This window comes from Amycolatopsis echigonensis, from assembly GCF_014174495.1.
Classification (GTDB): Bacteria; Actinomycetota; Actinomycetes; order Mycobacteriales; family Pseudonocardiaceae; genus Amycolatopsis; species Amycolatopsis echigonensis.
In genome coordinates, this window is sequence record NZ_JACJHR010000006.1 from 118,235 (window position 1) to 133,801 (window position 15,567).

Below are 15,567 nucleotides of genomic sequence, written 5' to 3' on the forward strand. Positions count from 1 at the left end.
GGTCGCGATGCTAACGCTTTCCGGAACTTGAGCGCCGAGTGGCGGGGGTTGACGCGGCCGGACGGCGATCGTACTTTGGAAAGCGCTTTCCCGACGTGCCTGCCCGGTTGGGCGGGAAGGCGCAGACCGCAGCAGCCCCGCTCCGGCCGGGGCCGATCCGACGACGCATCCCCAGGAGAGTCCATGGCTCAGCGAAGCATCGGCATCATCATGAACGGCGTCACCGGGAGGATGGGCTACCGCCAGCATCTCGTCCGGTCCGTTCTCGCGCTGCGCGACGAGGGTGGGGTGCGGCTTCGCGGAGGCGAGCGGGTGCAGGTCCGTCCGCTGCTGGTGGGCCGCGACAGCGCCAAGCTCGCCGAACTGGCGCGACGGCACGACATCGCGGACTGGACCACCGACCTCGACGCCGCGCTCGGCGACGACCAGTGGGACGTCTACGCGGACTTTCTCGTCACCAAGGCGCGGGTGGCGGCGCTGCTGCGGGCGATCGCCGCGGGAAAGGCGGTGTACACCGAGAAGCCGACCGCCGAGACCGTGCCCGAGGCGCTGGAGCTGGCCGCGCTCGCCCAGGAGGCGGGCGTGCCCAATGGTGTTGTGCACGACAAGCTGTATCTGCCCGGCATGCGCAAGCTGGCGAGGCTGGTGCGGTCCGGATTCTTCGGCCGCATCCTGTCCGTGCGCGGCGAGTTCGGCTACTGGGTCTTCGAGGGAGACGGACAGCCCGCGCAGCGGCCGAGCTGGAACTACCGGGCCGAGGACGGCGGCGGCATCGTCGTCGACATGTTCCCGCACTGGAATTACGTGCTGGAGAATCTCTTCGGAGAAGTCCGCTCGGTCTACGCGAGGGCGGTGACGCACATCCCGACCCGGTTCGAAGAGAACGGCGCGTCCTACTCCGCGACCGCGGACGACGCCGCGTACGCGATTTTCGAACTCGACGGCGGCGTGGTCGCGCAGCTGAATTCGAGCTGGGCGGTGCGGGTGAACCGCAAGGAACTCGTCGAATTCCAGGTCGACGGCACGCACGGCAGCGCGGTCGCTGGCTTGTTCGGCTGCCGGGCGCAGCACCGGACCGGCACGCCCCGTCCGGTGTGGAACCCCGACCTCGCCGATGCGCACGACTACGGAGCCGACTGGAGCGAGGTCCCGGACAACGAGGTGTTCGAGAACGGTTTCCGGGTCCAGTGGGAGGAATTCGTCCGGCACGTGGTCGACGGCGATCCGCACCCGTACGACCTTCTCGCCGGAGCACGCGGGGTCCGGCTCGCCGAAGCGGGACTGGAGAGCTCCCGCACCGGTGCGCGGGTCGAACTTCCCCCGCTTGAAGCGCCGCGCGTGGCGCTGGCGAACGGAGCGGCGAAATGACGGAAGTCGCTCTGGTCGACTCGGCCGCCCGGGTCACTGGTTACCGGCTGCGGACTCCTCCCGCGCTGAAACGTCCGGAGAGTCCGTCGCGGTCGCGGATCGCCTTCGCGGCGGCGCACGTCGTCCCTCGCGCGACCGCGGAGAACGTGCCGGGTGCACCCGCGGATCTCGATTGGGACGCCACGCTCGCGTTCCGCCGCCACCTGTGGTCCTGGGGGCTCGGCGTAGCCGACGCGATGGACACGGCCCAGCGCAACATGGGACTCGACGCGGCTGCCACGCGCGAGTTGATCGCCCGGAGCGCGGCTGAGGCGGCGTCGGTCGGCGGAGCGCTGTTGGTCGGGGTCAACACCGATCACCTGACTGAAGAAGTGTTGTCCTTGAGCGAAATCGTGGACGCCTATGTCGCCCAGCTCCACTACGCCGAAGACCGCGGTGCAGGTGTCGTCCTGATGGCCAGTCGGCATCTCTCGCGCATTGCGACGTCGGCCGCGGACTACGAGAAGGTGTACCGCGAGGTGCTCGCGCGGGCGGGCGCCCCGGTCGTCCTGCACTGGCTCGGCGAGGCGTTCGACCCACAACTCGCTGGCTACTTCGGGTCCGAAGCGGACGCGACCGTACTCCGGATCGTGCACCAAAACGCCGACAAAGTGAGCGGGATCAAGATGAGCCTGCTCGATCCGGGCCGCGAAATCGCGCTCCGCGCCCGGCTTCCGCACGGCGTACGGCTCTTCACCGGGGACGACTACCACTACGTCAGCCTGATCGAAGGCGACGGCCAAGCGCACAGCGACGCGTTGCTCGGCGCCTTCGCGGCCGTCGCTCCGCTTGCGGCCACGGCATTGCAGGCGCTCGACGCGGACGATCTCGCGGAATACCGGCGCGTCCTCGAACCGACCGAAGCCCTGGCGCGGCACATTTTCGCCGCGCCGACTGCCTTCTACAAGACCGGCATCGTTTTTCTCTCCTGGCTCAACGGCCACCAGCCTGCCTTCGCGATGGCGGGCGGTCTGCACGCAGCGCGTAGCCTGCCGCACCTTTCCGCTGCGCTCCGGCTCGCCGACGAGGCAGGGGCGCTGACCGATCCCGAACTGGCCGCGCGGCGGTGGATCTCGTTGCTCGCCGTGCACGGCCTCGATGACCGGGTTCCGGCGTGACCGCGCACCCGCGGATGTCGTTGAACCAGGCGACGATCCGCCACGCGGACTTCGCGACCGCGCTGCGCGTCACGCGGCAAGCCGGCATTCCGGCGATCGGGGCGTGGCGGGAACCAGTGGGTGCGGTCGGGCTGCCGGCGGCGGCCGCGATGCTGGCGGATTCCGGACTGCGGATGTCCAGCCTGTGCCGCGGCGGATTCTTCACCGGACCTGACACGGCGGCCGCGCTCGACGAAAACCGCAGGGCGATCGAGGAAACCGCCGCGTTGGCCGCGGCCGGGGCGGCGGGCTCCGCTCCGGTGCTGGTCCTCGTGGCGGGCGGTCTCCCCGAGGGCGACCGGGACCTCGCCGGAGCCCGGAACCGGGCGCGGGACGCGGTCGGCGCGCTCGCCGAGGACGCGGCGGCGGCCGGGGTGGTGCTCGCGATCGAACCGATGCACCCGATGTACGCCGCGGACCGCGGGGTGATCTCGACGCTGGCGCAAGCGCTCGACATCGCCGAGCAGTTCCCCGCGGGCCGCGTCGGAGTCGTGGTCGACACGTTCCACGTGTGGTGGGATCCGTGCCTCGGCGAACAGATCCGCCGCGCCGGGCTGACCGGCCGGATCGCCTCCTACCAGGTCGGGGACTGGATCACGCCGCTGCCGCCGGACGCGCTGCTCGCCCGCGGCCTGCCCGGCGACGGGCACGTCGACCTGGCGTCGGTCTCGGAGCTGGTCGAGAAGGCCGGCTATCACGGCGACGTCGAAGTGGAGATCTTCAACGAGGACCTCTGGCGGGCCGACCCGGTTCGCGTGGCCCGGCGGGCGGCGGAAACCTTCGACGGTGCGGCGGGAGTGCCGGGATGACGGCCGGAGAACGAGCCTTGCGCGTGCTCGTCGCACCCGACTCGTTCAAGGGCTCGGCCGGCGCGGCCGAAGCCGCCCGGTGGCTGGCTGAAGGCTGGGCCGCGGTGCGCCGGCACGACGAGATGCGGGAACTGCCGCTTGCCGACGGCGGCGAGGGCACTCTCGACACGGTCGCCGCGGTCGTGCCGGGTGCGCGCAGGATGCCGGTCACCGTGCCGGGGCCGCACGGCAGCCCGGCGCACGCGTACTGGCTTCTGTTGCCCGACGGCACCGGCGTTGTCGAACTCGCCTCGACCAGCGGCCTCACGCTGCTCGACCGGCCCCGCCCCGCCACGGCGCACACGCTCGGCTTCGGCCGCGCGATCGCCGCCGCTCTCGACGCTGGCGTGCCTCGGCTTCTGCTCGCCCTGGGCGGGTCCGCATCGACGGACGGCGGCGCCGGGGTCCTCACCGCGCTCGGTGCTCGGCTGCTCGACGAGGCAGGAAACCCGGTTCCGCAAGGAAATCGCGGTCTGGCACAGCTGCGAACCATTGACTGCACAGGGCTCCGCCCCCTGCCGCGCGCGGGTGTGACGGTGCTCAGCGACGTGACCAATCCGCTGCTCGGACCTACCGGCGCCGCAGCAGTTTTCGGCCCGCAGAAGGGGTTTTCGCCGGTCGATCTCCCCGCCGCCGAGCGCAATCTCCGGCGGCTCGCCGACCGGCTGGACGCCGATGCGGCCGCGCCCGGGGCCGGTGCGGCGGGCGGGACCGCGTTCGGGCTCCTGGCCTGGGGAGCGCAGCTGGCCTGGGGAAGCGAGTTCGTCGGCGCACTGGCCGGGCTGCCTGCCGCCGTCGCGGGCGCGGACGTCGTCGTCACCGGGGAGGGCCGGTTCGACACGCAATCCCGGTCGGGAAAACTCGCTGGCCACGTGTCCGCGCTCGCAGCCGCGGCGCGGGTGCCCGCGCTCGTCGTCGCGGGCCGGATCGCCGCGCCGATCACGGGACTGTTCCAGGCCGCCGAGGACCTGTCCGAACTCGCCGGCGACCAGGCCCGGGCGACCGCCGATCCGGCGCGCTACCTGCGCCGTGCCGGAGAAAGGCTGGCCCGCCGGATGCCAGCGCACTGACCTGCCCGTCGATCACGTTCGCGCCCGCCGGGCGGGCGCCCGAACCTGCACAGGAAAGGAAAGCCATGACGATCGCCAGTGTCGATCCGACGACCGGAACCGTCCGCAAGGAGTTCGCCGCGCACAGCCCGGCCGAGGTCGAGGACCGGATCGCCGCGGCGCAGACCGCGTTCCGCGAACTGGCTGGCACCACCTTCGGCCAGCGCGCGGCGTGGCTGCACCGCGCCGCCGACCTGCTGGAGGCCGAGGTCGACGACGTCGCCGAGCTGATCACCGCGGAAATGGGCAAGACGCTCGCCTCCGCGCGCTACGAAACGCTCAAGTCGGCTGCCGGCCTGCGCCATTTCGCCGACCACGCCGAGCGGTACCTCGAGCCGGAACGGCCGGTCGACCCGGCGGCTGTGGGCGCCGCGGACCTCGCCGTCCGCTTCGAGCCGCTCGGGGTGATTCTCGCGGTCATGCCCTGGAATTACCCGCTCTGGCAGACGATTCGCTTCGCCGCGCCCGCTTTGATGGCCGGGAACACCGGGCTGCTCAAGCACGCCTCGAACGTCCCGCAATGCGCTCTTTACCTCGGAGAGCTTTTCGACCGCGCCGGATTCCCCGCCGGGTCTTTCCCCGCCCTGCTCATCGAAGCGAAGCAGGTGGCTCCGCTTCTCGCGGACCGCCGGATCCGCGCGGCGACGCTGACCGGATCCGTGGCAGCCGGCTCCGCTGTGGCCGAGGCAGCGGGGCGGAACATCAAGAAGACCGTGCTCGAACTCGGGGGCACTGACGTGTTCCTGGTACTCCCGAGCGCGGACCTCGCGAAGGCCGCCGAAGCGGCGGTGACCGCGCGGGTACAGAACTCCGGGCAGTCCTGCATCGCCGCGAAGCGCTACTACGTCCACGCTGATGTCTACGACGAATTCACCGCACGGTTCGTCGAAGGGATGGCGGCGACGACTGCCGGGGACCCCCGTGACCCGGCAACGACTTTCGGTCCGCTGGCCACCGAACGCGGGCGGCGTGACGTCGAAGAACTCGTGGACGACGCGATCGCGAAGGGCGCGACTGTCCTGACCGGCGGCCGGACGCCGGGCGGGCCGGGGTTCTTCTATCCCGCGACAGTCCTTTCCGGACTGACGCCGGACATGCGGCTGTACCGCGAGGAATGCTTCGGCCCGGTCGCCTGCGTGCACCGCGTCGCCGATCTCGACGAGGCGATCAGGCTCGCCAACGACTCCGACTTCGGGCTCAGCTCCAGCGTCTGGACCGCCGATCCGGACGAGATCGAGCGCGCGACCCGCGAGATCGAAGCCGGGGGAGTGTTCGTCAACGGGCTCACCGCTTCGTTCCCCGGCGTCCCCTTCGGCGGGACCAAGGATTCCGGCTACGGCCGCGAGCTGTCGGCGCACGGGATCCGGGAATTCGTCAACGTCAAAACCGTCTGGCGGGCCTGACCTGTCCTCGTTCCTGCCACTAGTCCACCGCGAAGGAGTTTCAACGATGAAACCGGCACCGAAGATGCAGGCGGTGATGGTGCTCTACCATCTCGGCGAGCAAGGCCTGTGGGAGCACCATTTGTTCGGGGCGCTGCGACAGCACTACCGCGACGCAGAACTGTCCGGGCTGCGCGAGGGCCTGGTCGGTCTGTCCACTGTGGGCTGGCTGGACGTGGTCGGGCAGCGCAGCCATCGCGGCCATCTCCTGCGCCGCTACGCGCTGGCCGCGTCCGCGAGGCGGCTCGTCGAGTACCAGCTCGACCTTCGGCGGTACCTGCCGGTCGAACTGCCAATCCCCGCGGGGAGGCAAACATGAGCGCCTCAGGCTCTGCGGCCGACTTGGCCGAACGGTCCCGCCTGGCCGACGGCAAGAAGACCCGGATGGGGATGATCTACGCGATCCTCGCCGCTCCCGCGCTCGGCCTCGCCTTCGGCTTGCTGGGCTCGATCGTCTCCACCCCGCCGTTCGACCGGCAGCAGCCGACCGGCGCTTTCGCGCTCGTCGCCGCGCTGCAAGTGCCGTTCGGCGTCCTGGCGATCGCGGTGTTCCTGCTCGTGACCGGAACCTGGCGCGACACCGGCCGGATCCTCGGGCACCGGGTCAGCTGGTGGAACCTCTTCGTCGCGGTAGGCGGATTCGTGGGCGACCTGTGCTTCGCCGCCGCCTCCGGGCTGATCGGCGGCGCGCTCGCCGGGTCCATCGGAGCGCTCGCCGGCGTGGTGGGCGCGATCGTCGCGGCCGTGCTGTACCGCGAACGCATCCTGCGCGCCTCCACGGTGCTCGGCCTGGCCGCACTGGCCGTCGGGATCTGGCTCGCCGTCTCCGGCGGCGAACTCGGCGCGCCGACGCACGGCTGGTACTTCCTGGTCGGTCTGCTCGTCATCGTGGCCGCCGTGCTCACCTGGGGGTTCGAGAGCTTCGCGATCACCGCGGGCACCGACCTCATGCCGCCGGAGAGCTTCCTGTGGTGGCGGGCGTTCCTCGAACTCCTCATCGCCGACGTCCTGCTCGTCGTGCTGTTCCCGGAAGGACGGCGGATCGCGGCCGACGCCTGGGCGCAACCGCGGCTCGTGGCGATCGGAGCGGTGATCGGGCTCGGCTGGGCGATCTGGATGATCATGGGCTACTACATCGGGATCTCTTACGCGGGCGCGGTCCGCGGCGGCGTGCTCACCAACACTCTCGCGTTCTTCTTCATCGCGTTTTTCTCGCTCACCGTTTACGGGGCGCCGTTCAGCACGTACGTCATCGTCGGATCAGCCATCACCATCGTCGGCACGCTTTTCATCGTCACCGAACCCAAAGCGCACCTTGCCCGGCTGCGCTCCTGAACCACCGCACCCAGAACGGAGACCACATGTCTGCCCGAATGTCCACATCGGACTCGACCGACGACGGCGCGCTCGCCGACGCGTACCTGCGCCGCAGCGCCCGCGCCAAGCTGCGCCGCCTCTCCGGGCTGATCGTGCTGTGCGCGCTTCTGCTCGCAGTCCTCGTGCTGATCTACGCCGAAGGCTGGTACTCCGGGCCGGGAGCCGGCGGCGCGGGCTGGGTGTTCGTCGGCATCGGCGTGGCGGCGGCCGCGATCGCGGCGGTCGTCATCGACATCGTCTACCGGAAGGAACTCTGAGATCATGGCTTCTCCTGCCGAACCGCCGTCCGAGACCGTCGCCCATGATCTGCCGTTGCTCAACGCACGCCGCTGGGCGCTGGGATTCCTGGCCTTCGCGATCGTCCTCGCAGTCGTGTTCGCTGAGTTCCTGGTCGGTTTCGTTGCCCACGCGCACTGACCTGGGGCACCGGACGGCGTGAGCGGGTTCCCGCGGCAGGCGCACGAACGACGAAGGCAAGTCGCAGGGCGTTACCATCGGCGCGTGGGCGACAACGTGTCGAATGAATCGACGGAGCTGCTTTCGGTGCGCGAGGAGCAGCGGAGGATGACGCGGCAGCGGATCATCACCGCGGCGCGGCAGGTGTTCGAGGAGCGGGGGTACGGACAGGCGTCGATCGGCGACATCGCCAAGGCGGCGAAGGTCAACCGGGCGACGTTCTACCTGCACTTTACCAACAAGGCCGAGGTGTTCACCGAGGTCTACCGCGCGGTCCGGGAGGACCAGAGCGCGCAGTACTGGTCGCTGCTCGGGCGGGCGCTCGCCGAGGGCAAGGCGGCGAGCGTGCGCGCCTGGCTCGACGGGGCGCTGTCCTGGTGGGAGAGCCAGGCGGCGCTGCTGCCCGCGATCCACGAGGCGATGGCCAGCGACCTCGAGGTCGCGGCCCGGTGGAAGGACCAGATCGACCAGCTGGCCGGCGGCCTGGAGGAGTACTTGGCCCAGTTCCCGGAGGCCCGGCGCGAGGAGCGGCGGCTGCGGGTCGAACTGCTCATGGTGCAGCTCGACCAGGTGTGTTTCCGCGCGATCGTGCAGAAGGTGTTCGCGATCGAGCGGACGCAGCTGCTCGATGTGGTGACCGGGCTGTGGGTCGACGCGCTCGGGCTGGAGCGCGACTGACCCGCACCTAGATCAACAGCTTGACGCTTGACTCGACACAGTGTCGTCCTTATTCTTCGGGGGACACCTGCGCCGGCAGTGAACGCGCAGGTCAGGCGAGTACGGCCGCAGCCCTGTGCGGCCTGCCCGCCTGGTGTCGAGGCGTCGACAGGGAAGACGCCGGTCTTCGCCCACCTGTCAACGATGACTCGGGAGCGTCCCCCTATGTCCTCCAGTCCTGGCGTCTCCGCTCCGTCTCCGGCGCTGATGCGGCGCGTGGTCTTCGCGTCCGCCATCGGCAATACCGTCGAGACTTACGACTACGCGGTCTACGGCTTCCTGACGGTCGTCCTTTCGAAACTGTTCTTCCCCGCGCAGCAGCCGGGTGTCGCGTTGCTGTCGGCCTTCGCGGTGTTCGGGGTCGCCTTCGTGGTGCGGCCGCTGGGCTCGCTGCTGTTCGGCTCGATCGCGGACCGGATCGGGCGCAAGCCCGCGCTGGTGGCCACGGTCGCGCTGATGGCCGGAAGCACGGCGGCGATCGGCGTGCTGCCGCCGGTGGCGTCGATCGGGGTGTGGGCGCCGATTCTGCTGGTGCTGTTCCGGTTGCTGCAGGGGCTCGCGGCGGGCGGCGAGTACGGCACGGCCATGACTTACGCCGCCGAGTTCACCCCGCGCGGCAAGCGCGGCGCGATGACCAGCCGCGTGCAGATCGGCAGCGTGGCGAGCCTGCTGCTGGCCGCGGGCTCGGTGCTGTTGCTGAGCACCCTCCTGACGCCCGCGGCGATGGCGAGCTGGGGCTGGCGGATCCCGTTCCTGCTGGCCCTGCCGCTCGGCCTGGTCGGGCTCTACATCCGTTCGAAGCTCGACGAGTCCCCCGAGTTCCGGGCGCTGGAGAACCGCACGCAGGTGCCCGCCTCTCCGGTCAAGGAGTCCTTCGCCGCGCACTGGCGGCTGATCGTGCTGATCTTCGGCATCGCCGCGTTCCAGCAGGTCGGCTACTACATCGCCTTCACCTACGCGCAGGCGTACTTGATCCGTCTGGGTTTCTCGCAGTCGCAAGCCACTTTGGCCACGGTGATCAGCATTGCGGTGGCGGTCGTGCTGGTCGCGCTGGGCGGACCGTTGTCGGATCGGTGGGGCCGGTGGCCGATGCTGCTCGGGCTTTCCGCGGGCACCTTCGTGCTGGCCTATCCGCTGTTCATCGGGCTCTCCTCGGCGAAAAGCCTCGGCGCGGCCATTGCCATGACGGTGCTGCTCGGAGTCCTGCCCGCGCTGTACACGGCGGTGGCTCCGGCGTCCTACGTGGAGGTTCTTCCCGCGCGGGTGCGTGCCACCGTGTTCGCGGTCGGGTTCGCGTTGGCGGCGACGTTGCTGGGCGGTCCGGCGCTGTACGTCAGCCAGACGCTCGTGCAAGTCACCGGGGACAACCGCGCGCCCGCGCTGTTCCTGATGTTCGGCGCGCTGGTGAGCCTGGTCGCGGCGTTGTTCGTGCGGCGGGCGGCCAAGCGGGTGGTGGACTCGGAGCCGGCCCCGGCGGTCAGCGAGCGGTCTCGCGAAGGGGTGTGACCCGTGTTGCTCACCGATCTCGCTGAGCAACTCGACACCGCGGCCCCGGGGATCACCGGCGAACTGATCGACCAAGCCGGTACCTGTCTCCTCGACGCGCTGGCCTGTGCCTACGGCGGACGCGACCTGCCGTGGGCCAGGCAGGCCAGGGCGATCGCGGGCAGCGGCGACGCCACGATCTGGGCGACCGGCGGCCTGCGGAGCGGGCTCACGGACGCGGTGTTCGCGAATTCCGTTGCCTGCCACGCGTTGCTGCACGAGGACACGCATGCCGAAAGCCGCGTGCATCCCGGGACGATGGTGATTCCGGCGGCGCTGGCGATCGGGGAGCGGCTCCGCTCGCCGTTGCCCGCGCTGCTGCGGGCGATCGTGCTCGGCTACGAGGCGATCGCGCAGGTTTCGGCCGCGGTGCTGACCGAGGAGTTCGGCGCTCGCGGATGGCGGGCCAGCAGCGTGTTCGGTCCCTTTGGCGCCGCGGCGGCGGCCGCGCATTTGCTGGGGCTCAAACCGATCGCTGCCGCGCACGCGCTCGGTATTGCTGCCAGTTCCGCCGCGGGTCTGTGCCAGTGGGCGCGCGACGGGACCGCCGAGGTGTTCTTCCAGAACGCCGGAGCCGCGCGAGCAGGCGTCGTCGCCGCGTTGCTCGCGGGGGAGGGCGCGACGGGCGCGACGTCGGCGGTGGACGGGATTTTCGGCCTGCGCCAGGCATTCGGCGGTGCGCGTGGCGAAGCAGGACCGCCGGACGTCCGGCTGGATCGGATGGCGATCTCGCAGACGTTCTTCAAAGCGCACCCGTCGTGCGCCTTGACTCAGGAACCGATCGACGCGGCGATCTCCCTTGCTGCCCAAGGAATCGACCCCGCGCAGGTCGTCGAAGCGACGGTGCACACGTCCGGCGTGGCGGCCCGCTATCCGGGCTGTGCCAACGCGACTGCGCTGACCGCGCCGATTTCCCGGCAGATGAGCCTGCAGTTCGCCGTGGCGGCCGCGCTGACCGACGGCGAAATCAGTCCGGAACGCTATGCCGGAGCGCTCGATCCTGGGCTGGCCAAGCTGGCCGCGCGGATCTCCGTGGCGGTGGATCCGGTTGCGGACGCGGCTTTTCCGGCGCGCCGGGACGCACGCGTGACAGTCCGGCTCACGGACGGACGCGTCGTGTCCGCAGAAAGCTGTGAGCGGGTGCAGGTGTCCGTGATCGAGAAGTTCCGCTCCTACGCGGAGCCGGTGCTGGGCGCGGGGATCGACACGGTCCTGCGGGCTGTCCGAGAACCCTTCTCCGGTACCGATTCCGCGGAGCTCGCCGCACATCTCCGCTGAATCGACAAGATGTCGCTTGACTCGACAGTATGTCGTGTCTAATCTGGCTCGCAGGCCGGGGGCCGTTCCACGGAAGGACAATGACGTTGCGTTCCGAAGTCACGTTTCAGATCGGGTGCGACATCGGCGGTACATTCACCGACGTCGTCGCGCTCGCCTCGGACGGACAGTCCTATGCGGACAAGTCCGACACCGTCCCGGACGACCTCGCCGCGGGATTGCTTGCCACGCTGGAAAATCTCGCCGGTCGTGTCGGACTGCCGCTGCCCGGACTGCTCGCCGCGACCACGCGGTTCGTCAACGGCACGACCGTGGTGACGAACGCGGTCGCCGAACTGCGCGGCGCGAAGGTCGGCCTGATCACCACGCAGGGCTTCGGCGACAACCTGCTGATCGCGCGTTCGGCCCGCAACGCGCACCGCGATCACCACAAGCAGCTCAGCCTTCCGCAGATCGTCGCCCGCGAGAACGTGCTCGAGGTGCCCGAGCGGATCGACCGCAAGGGCCGGGTCGTCGTTCCGCTGACCGAGCGGCGGGCGCGCGAGGCGGTGGAAGCGCTGGCGGCCAAGGGCGTCGATTCGATCGCCGTTTCCCTGTTGTGGGGCTTCGCGAACCCGGAGCACGAGGAACTGCTCGCCTCGATCGTCGAGGCCGAGCATCCTGAGCTGTTCTTGAGCGTCGCGTCGCGGCTGCACCCGGTGATCCGGGAGTACGAGCGGACGATGACCACGGTGCTCAACGCGTTCACCGGAATCCGGGTCGCCGAGTACACCGAGCGGATCGAGCGCGAGCTGGCGGCGCGCGGACTGCGCGAACCGGTTGCGTTCATGCAGGGTTTCGGCGGCACGTCGAGCGCGGCGGAAGCCCGGCAGCGCCCGATCACGCTCATCGACTCCGGTCCGGCGGGCGGCGTGATCGGGGCGCGGGCGCTGGCCGACCGGCTGGGCCTGAAGGACATCGTGACCGCGGACATGGGCGGAACGTCGTTCGACGTCTCGGTGCTGCGCGACGCGACCCCGAACGTGACCCGGCGGGTGATGCTGGGGGAGCGGTTCCTGACCGCGCTGTCCAAGATCGACGTGCTGCCCATCGGCACCGGCGGCGGCAGTATCGCGTGGCTGGATTCGCGCGGCGTTCCGCAGGTCGGGCCGCACAGTGCGGGAGCCGAGCCGGGGCCGATCTGCTACGGCAAAGGCGGCACGCGGCCGACGGTGACCGACGCGTCCGCGGTGCTCGGGCTGCTGGATTCCGGGTCCTTTCTGGACGGTCGCCGGTCGCTCGACACGGTCAGCGCCGGCGAAGCTCTCGCCCGCGAGATCGGGAAACCGCTGGGCGTGGACGCGGTGCAGGCCGCGGCGGCGGTGCACCGGATGGTGGTCGCGGACATGGGCAACGCCGTCCGCGCCGTGACGGTGGAGCGCGGACACGATCCGCGCCGGTTCGCGATGGTGGCTTTCGGCGGCGCGCTCGGCCTGTTCGCCGCGGACATCGCCCGTTCGGTCGGCATCCGGCAGATCGTGATCCCGGCCGAAGCGGCGGTGTTCTCCGCGCGCGGCTTGCTTTCTAGCGACGACATGCGCACCCGCGCGCGGTCGGTGATGTGGCAAGGCGGCGGCGCCGATGCGGTGCGTACCGCGCTGAAGGAGCTTGACGCGGAACTGGTCGAGGCCTTGCACGCCGCGGGCTATGCGGACGACCGGATCGACATCCGCTGGGAGGGCGACTTCAAGTTCCTCGGCCAGCAATGGGAACTGCGGGTGCCGATCCCGCGCCGCGACGACTTCGGCGAAGCGGATCTGGTCGCGATCCAGGACGGATTCGCCGCGCGCTACGAGCAGGAGTACGGCGAGGGCACGGCTTGGGTGGGCAGTCCGGTAGTTCTGATGTCGGTGCGGGTCACCGCGACCGGCCGGGTCGACTTCTTCGAACCGGCCAAGCAGGAGCCGACCGGCGACGTGGCAGAACCGGTCGGGCGCAGGCGGACCCAGCGGGCCGGACAGTCCGAAGTGGACGTCTACGACGCGCGGCGGATCACCGCCGGGGCCAGGATTTCCGGTCCGGCGCTGATCGAACACTCGCTGACGACCGTCTCGCTGCCTGAGGGCTGGGAACTGAACGTGGACGGCTGGGGCAACTACCTGCTGACCGACACCGACCGGACGACCGGGCTCACCGGGGAGGAAACCGCATGACCGCCGCCGCGACCGGGCTCGACCCGGTGGACGTCGAAATTCTCGCCAAGGCACTGGACAACGTCGCCGCGGAAATGGGCGTGGTGATGATGCGCGCCTCCGGCAGCCCCGCGATCGCGGAGGCGGTGGACTTCTCCACCTTCATCGCCGACGCCGAGGGCGACATCATCAGCTACGCCGGCTACATCACGATGTACCTGGGCGCGGCCCGCCAGGCGGTCCGGCACCTCCTCGCGACGTATCCCCGCGAGCAGATCCGGCCGGGGGACATGTTCCTCTGCAACGACCCGTTCACCACCGGCAACGCGCACGCCGTCGACGTCGGCGTGGTGCGGCCGATCTTCTTCGGCGAGCAACTGGTGGCGTGGTGCTGGGCCGAGGCGCACGTCAACGACTTCGGCGGTGCCGCTCCCGGCGGGATGGACCCGACGGCGACCGAGGTCTACGGCGAAGCGCTGCGGCTGCCCGGGGTGAAGATCGTCGACCGGGGGCGTCCGGTCGAGGACGTGTGGCGGATCATCGAGACCAACATCCGGGTGCCGGAGCTGGTGCTCAACGACATCCGGTGCTTCATCGCGGCCTGCCACCGCTGCGACGAACGGCTGCAGGCGCTCGTCGCGCAGTATGGCGTCGACACTTTCCGCCGGTATGTCGAGGCCGCCAAGGACTTGGCGGAGCAGGCGGTCCGGCGCAGGATCGCGGATCTGCCGAAGGGCACGTTCACCGCCGAGGAATTCGCCGAGCACAACGGGCACGCCGACGAGCTGTACCCGATCCGCTGCACGCTCACCGTCAGCGAGGACGCGCTGCGGTTCGACCTGACCGAGTCCGCGCCGCAGACCGACGGGTTCATCAACGTCAGCGCGGCGACCACGCTGGGTGCGGTTGTCTCCCCGCTGCTGATCACCCTGCTGCCGGACCTGCCGATCAACCAGGGCACGCTGCGCCCGATCGAGGTGGTGACCCGGCCGGGCACGATCTGCGACGCGCGCCAGCCCGCGCCGATGGGGGCCGGGCACATCGAGACCGGATTCCGGATCGGGAAGGTGGTCACGAGGCTGCTCGCCGATCTCCAGGCCGGCAGCGAGAACGCCTTCGTCCGCGACCACGTGACGGCGCCGTGGCAAGACTCGTGGAGCGCCAGTTTCTTCTACGCTCCCGACGAATCCGGCCGGCTCGTGCCGTTCCCGGACATGAACGGCGGCGGCAGCGGAGCGGGCGCGCAGGCGATCGCGGACGGCATGGACGTCAGCGGCGTGCTCGCCCAGCCGCAGAACAGCATTCCGGACATCGAGATCAACGAACTCGCGTATCCGGTGCTGTACCTGTGGCGCAAGCTGAACCCGAACTCCGGCGGACCGGGCCGGACCCGGGGCGGCGCGGGCATCGACCTCGCGTTCACGCCGTGGTACACGCCGGGCGGCCAGGAGCACGTCATGGCGGCCTGCTGGCAGGTTCCGCCGTCCGGGGTCTTCGGCGGCTACCCCGGTTCCACGAGCGGTTCGGCGCTGGTCTCCGGTGCGCAGGCGGACGAGGCGTTCGGCCGGGGCGAGGTGCCGCGTGGGGTCGAGGACCTCGCTGCCGCACCGAAACCGTTGCAGGGCAAGCAGTTCGGGCTTTCGGTCGGTGCGGGCGACGTCGTGGTGCTGCGGGTCGGCGGCGGTGGCGGGTACGGCGATCCGCTGGAACGAGGGCCGGAGCTGGTCGCGGCGGACGTGCGCGCGGGCGTCGTGACGGCCGACGCGGCGAGGGTTTCCTACGGCGTCGTGCTCGATGCGGCGGGCGACCCCGAGGTCGCCGAGACCAGCCGGGAAAGGGAGCGAATCCGCGCCGGCAGGCGGGAATGGCCCCGGGAAGACGGCTTGGCGGTGCGTCGAAGCCCGGCGCACGAACGGCTCGCCGAACGCGGCCAGTGGTGCCAGCCGAGGCCGGGGGTCGAACTCGTGGAGTTCGCCGACCCGGAGACCGGAACGCTGCTGCGCGCCGATGTGGTCGTGCACCCGGACGCCCGATGACGGGCCACAACGAAAGGCGGAACG

The 15,567-nt window shown here is 70.4% G+C and carries 14 protein-coding genes; all 14 read left to right on the plus strand.

Translation table 11 applies throughout. The annotated features are described in order from the left end of the window. Positions 1-183 precede the first annotated feature (183 nt). The 14 genes from H5411_RS06450 (at position 184) to H5411_RS06515 (ending at position 15,543) form a co-directional block, all read left to right on the plus strand. Positions 184-1,368 carry a Gfo/Idh/MocA family protein gene (locus H5411_RS06450; protein WP_101439718.1) on the plus strand — a complete coding sequence of 395 codons (1,185 nt, stop codon included), beginning with the start codon at positions 184-186 and terminating at the stop codon, positions 1,366-1,368. Then, positions 1,365-2,525, plus strand: coding sequence for a dihydrodipicolinate synthase family protein (locus H5411_RS06455; protein WP_101439719.1), 1,161 nt, complete (start codon positions 1,365-1,367; stop codon positions 2,523-2,525). Before H5411_RS06450 ends, H5411_RS06455 begins: the two co-directional genes overlap by 4 nt. Next, positions 2,522-3,373, plus strand: coding sequence for a sugar phosphate isomerase/epimerase family protein (locus tag H5411_RS06460; RefSeq protein ID WP_101439720.1), 852 nt, complete (start codon positions 2,522-2,524; stop codon positions 3,371-3,373). Before H5411_RS06455 ends, H5411_RS06460 begins: the two co-directional genes overlap by 4 nt. Further along, complete coding sequence (locus H5411_RS06465) at positions 3,370-4,482, plus strand: glycerate kinase (protein ID WP_101439721.1); 1,113 nt, start codon at positions 3,370-3,372, stop codon at positions 4,480-4,482. The genes H5411_RS06460 and H5411_RS06465 overlap by 4 nt, the downstream gene beginning before the upstream one ends. 65 nt (positions 4,483-4,547) lie before the next feature. Continuing rightward, entirely contained in the window at positions 4,548-5,924 is a 1,377-nt protein-coding gene (aldh, locus tag H5411_RS06470; protein WP_101439722.1) for an aldehyde dehydrogenase AldH, read from the plus strand. Positions 5,925-5,970: 46 nt separating this feature from the next. Beyond that, positions 5,971-6,282, plus strand: coding sequence for a hypothetical protein (locus tag H5411_RS06475; protein ID WP_101439723.1), 312 nt, complete (start codon positions 5,971-5,973; stop codon positions 6,280-6,282). Beyond that, positions 6,279-7,298 (plus strand): DMT family transporter, encoded by a 1,020-nt coding sequence (locus H5411_RS06480; RefSeq protein WP_101439724.1) that lies wholly within the window; start codon positions 6,279-6,281, stop codon positions 7,296-7,298. Before H5411_RS06475 ends, H5411_RS06480 begins: the two co-directional genes overlap by 4 nt. 26 nt (positions 7,299-7,324) lie before the next feature. Beyond that, the gene (locus tag H5411_RS06485; RefSeq protein WP_143271475.1) at positions 7,325-7,597 is read left to right on the plus strand and encodes a hypothetical protein; all 273 of its coding nucleotides are present in this window, start codon (positions 7,325-7,327) and stop codon (positions 7,595-7,597) included. 4 nt (positions 7,598-7,601) lie between these two features. Further along, complete coding sequence (locus tag H5411_RS06490) at positions 7,602-7,757, plus strand: hypothetical protein (RefSeq protein ID WP_158242562.1); 156 nt, start codon at positions 7,602-7,604, stop codon at positions 7,755-7,757. A gap of 84 nt (positions 7,758-7,841) precedes the next feature. Next, complete coding sequence (locus H5411_RS06495) at positions 7,842-8,474, plus strand: TetR/AcrR family transcriptional regulator (protein ID WP_101439726.1); 633 nt, start codon at positions 7,842-7,844, stop codon at positions 8,472-8,474. A 204-nt stretch (positions 8,475-8,678) separates the two neighbouring features. Then, positions 8,679-10,019 carry an MFS transporter gene (locus H5411_RS06500; protein WP_208637537.1) on the plus strand — a complete coding sequence of 447 codons (1,341 nt, stop codon included), beginning with the start codon at positions 8,679-8,681 and terminating at the stop codon, positions 10,017-10,019. Positions 10,020-10,022: 3 nt separating this feature from the next. Continuing rightward, complete coding sequence (locus tag H5411_RS06505; RefSeq protein WP_101439727.1) at positions 10,023-11,336, plus strand: MmgE/PrpD family protein; 1,314 nt, start codon at positions 10,023-10,025, stop codon at positions 11,334-11,336. 80 nt (positions 11,337-11,416) lie between these two features. Beyond that, complete coding sequence (locus tag H5411_RS06510) at positions 11,417-13,528, plus strand: hydantoinase/oxoprolinase family protein (RefSeq protein WP_158242563.1); 2,112 nt, start codon at positions 11,417-11,419, stop codon at positions 13,526-13,528. Then, complete coding sequence (locus tag H5411_RS06515; protein WP_101439729.1) at positions 13,525-15,543, plus strand: hydantoinase B/oxoprolinase family protein; 2,019 nt, start codon at positions 13,525-13,527, stop codon at positions 15,541-15,543. Before H5411_RS06510 ends, H5411_RS06515 begins: the two co-directional genes overlap by 4 nt. Positions 15,544-15,567: the final 24 nt, after the last annotated feature.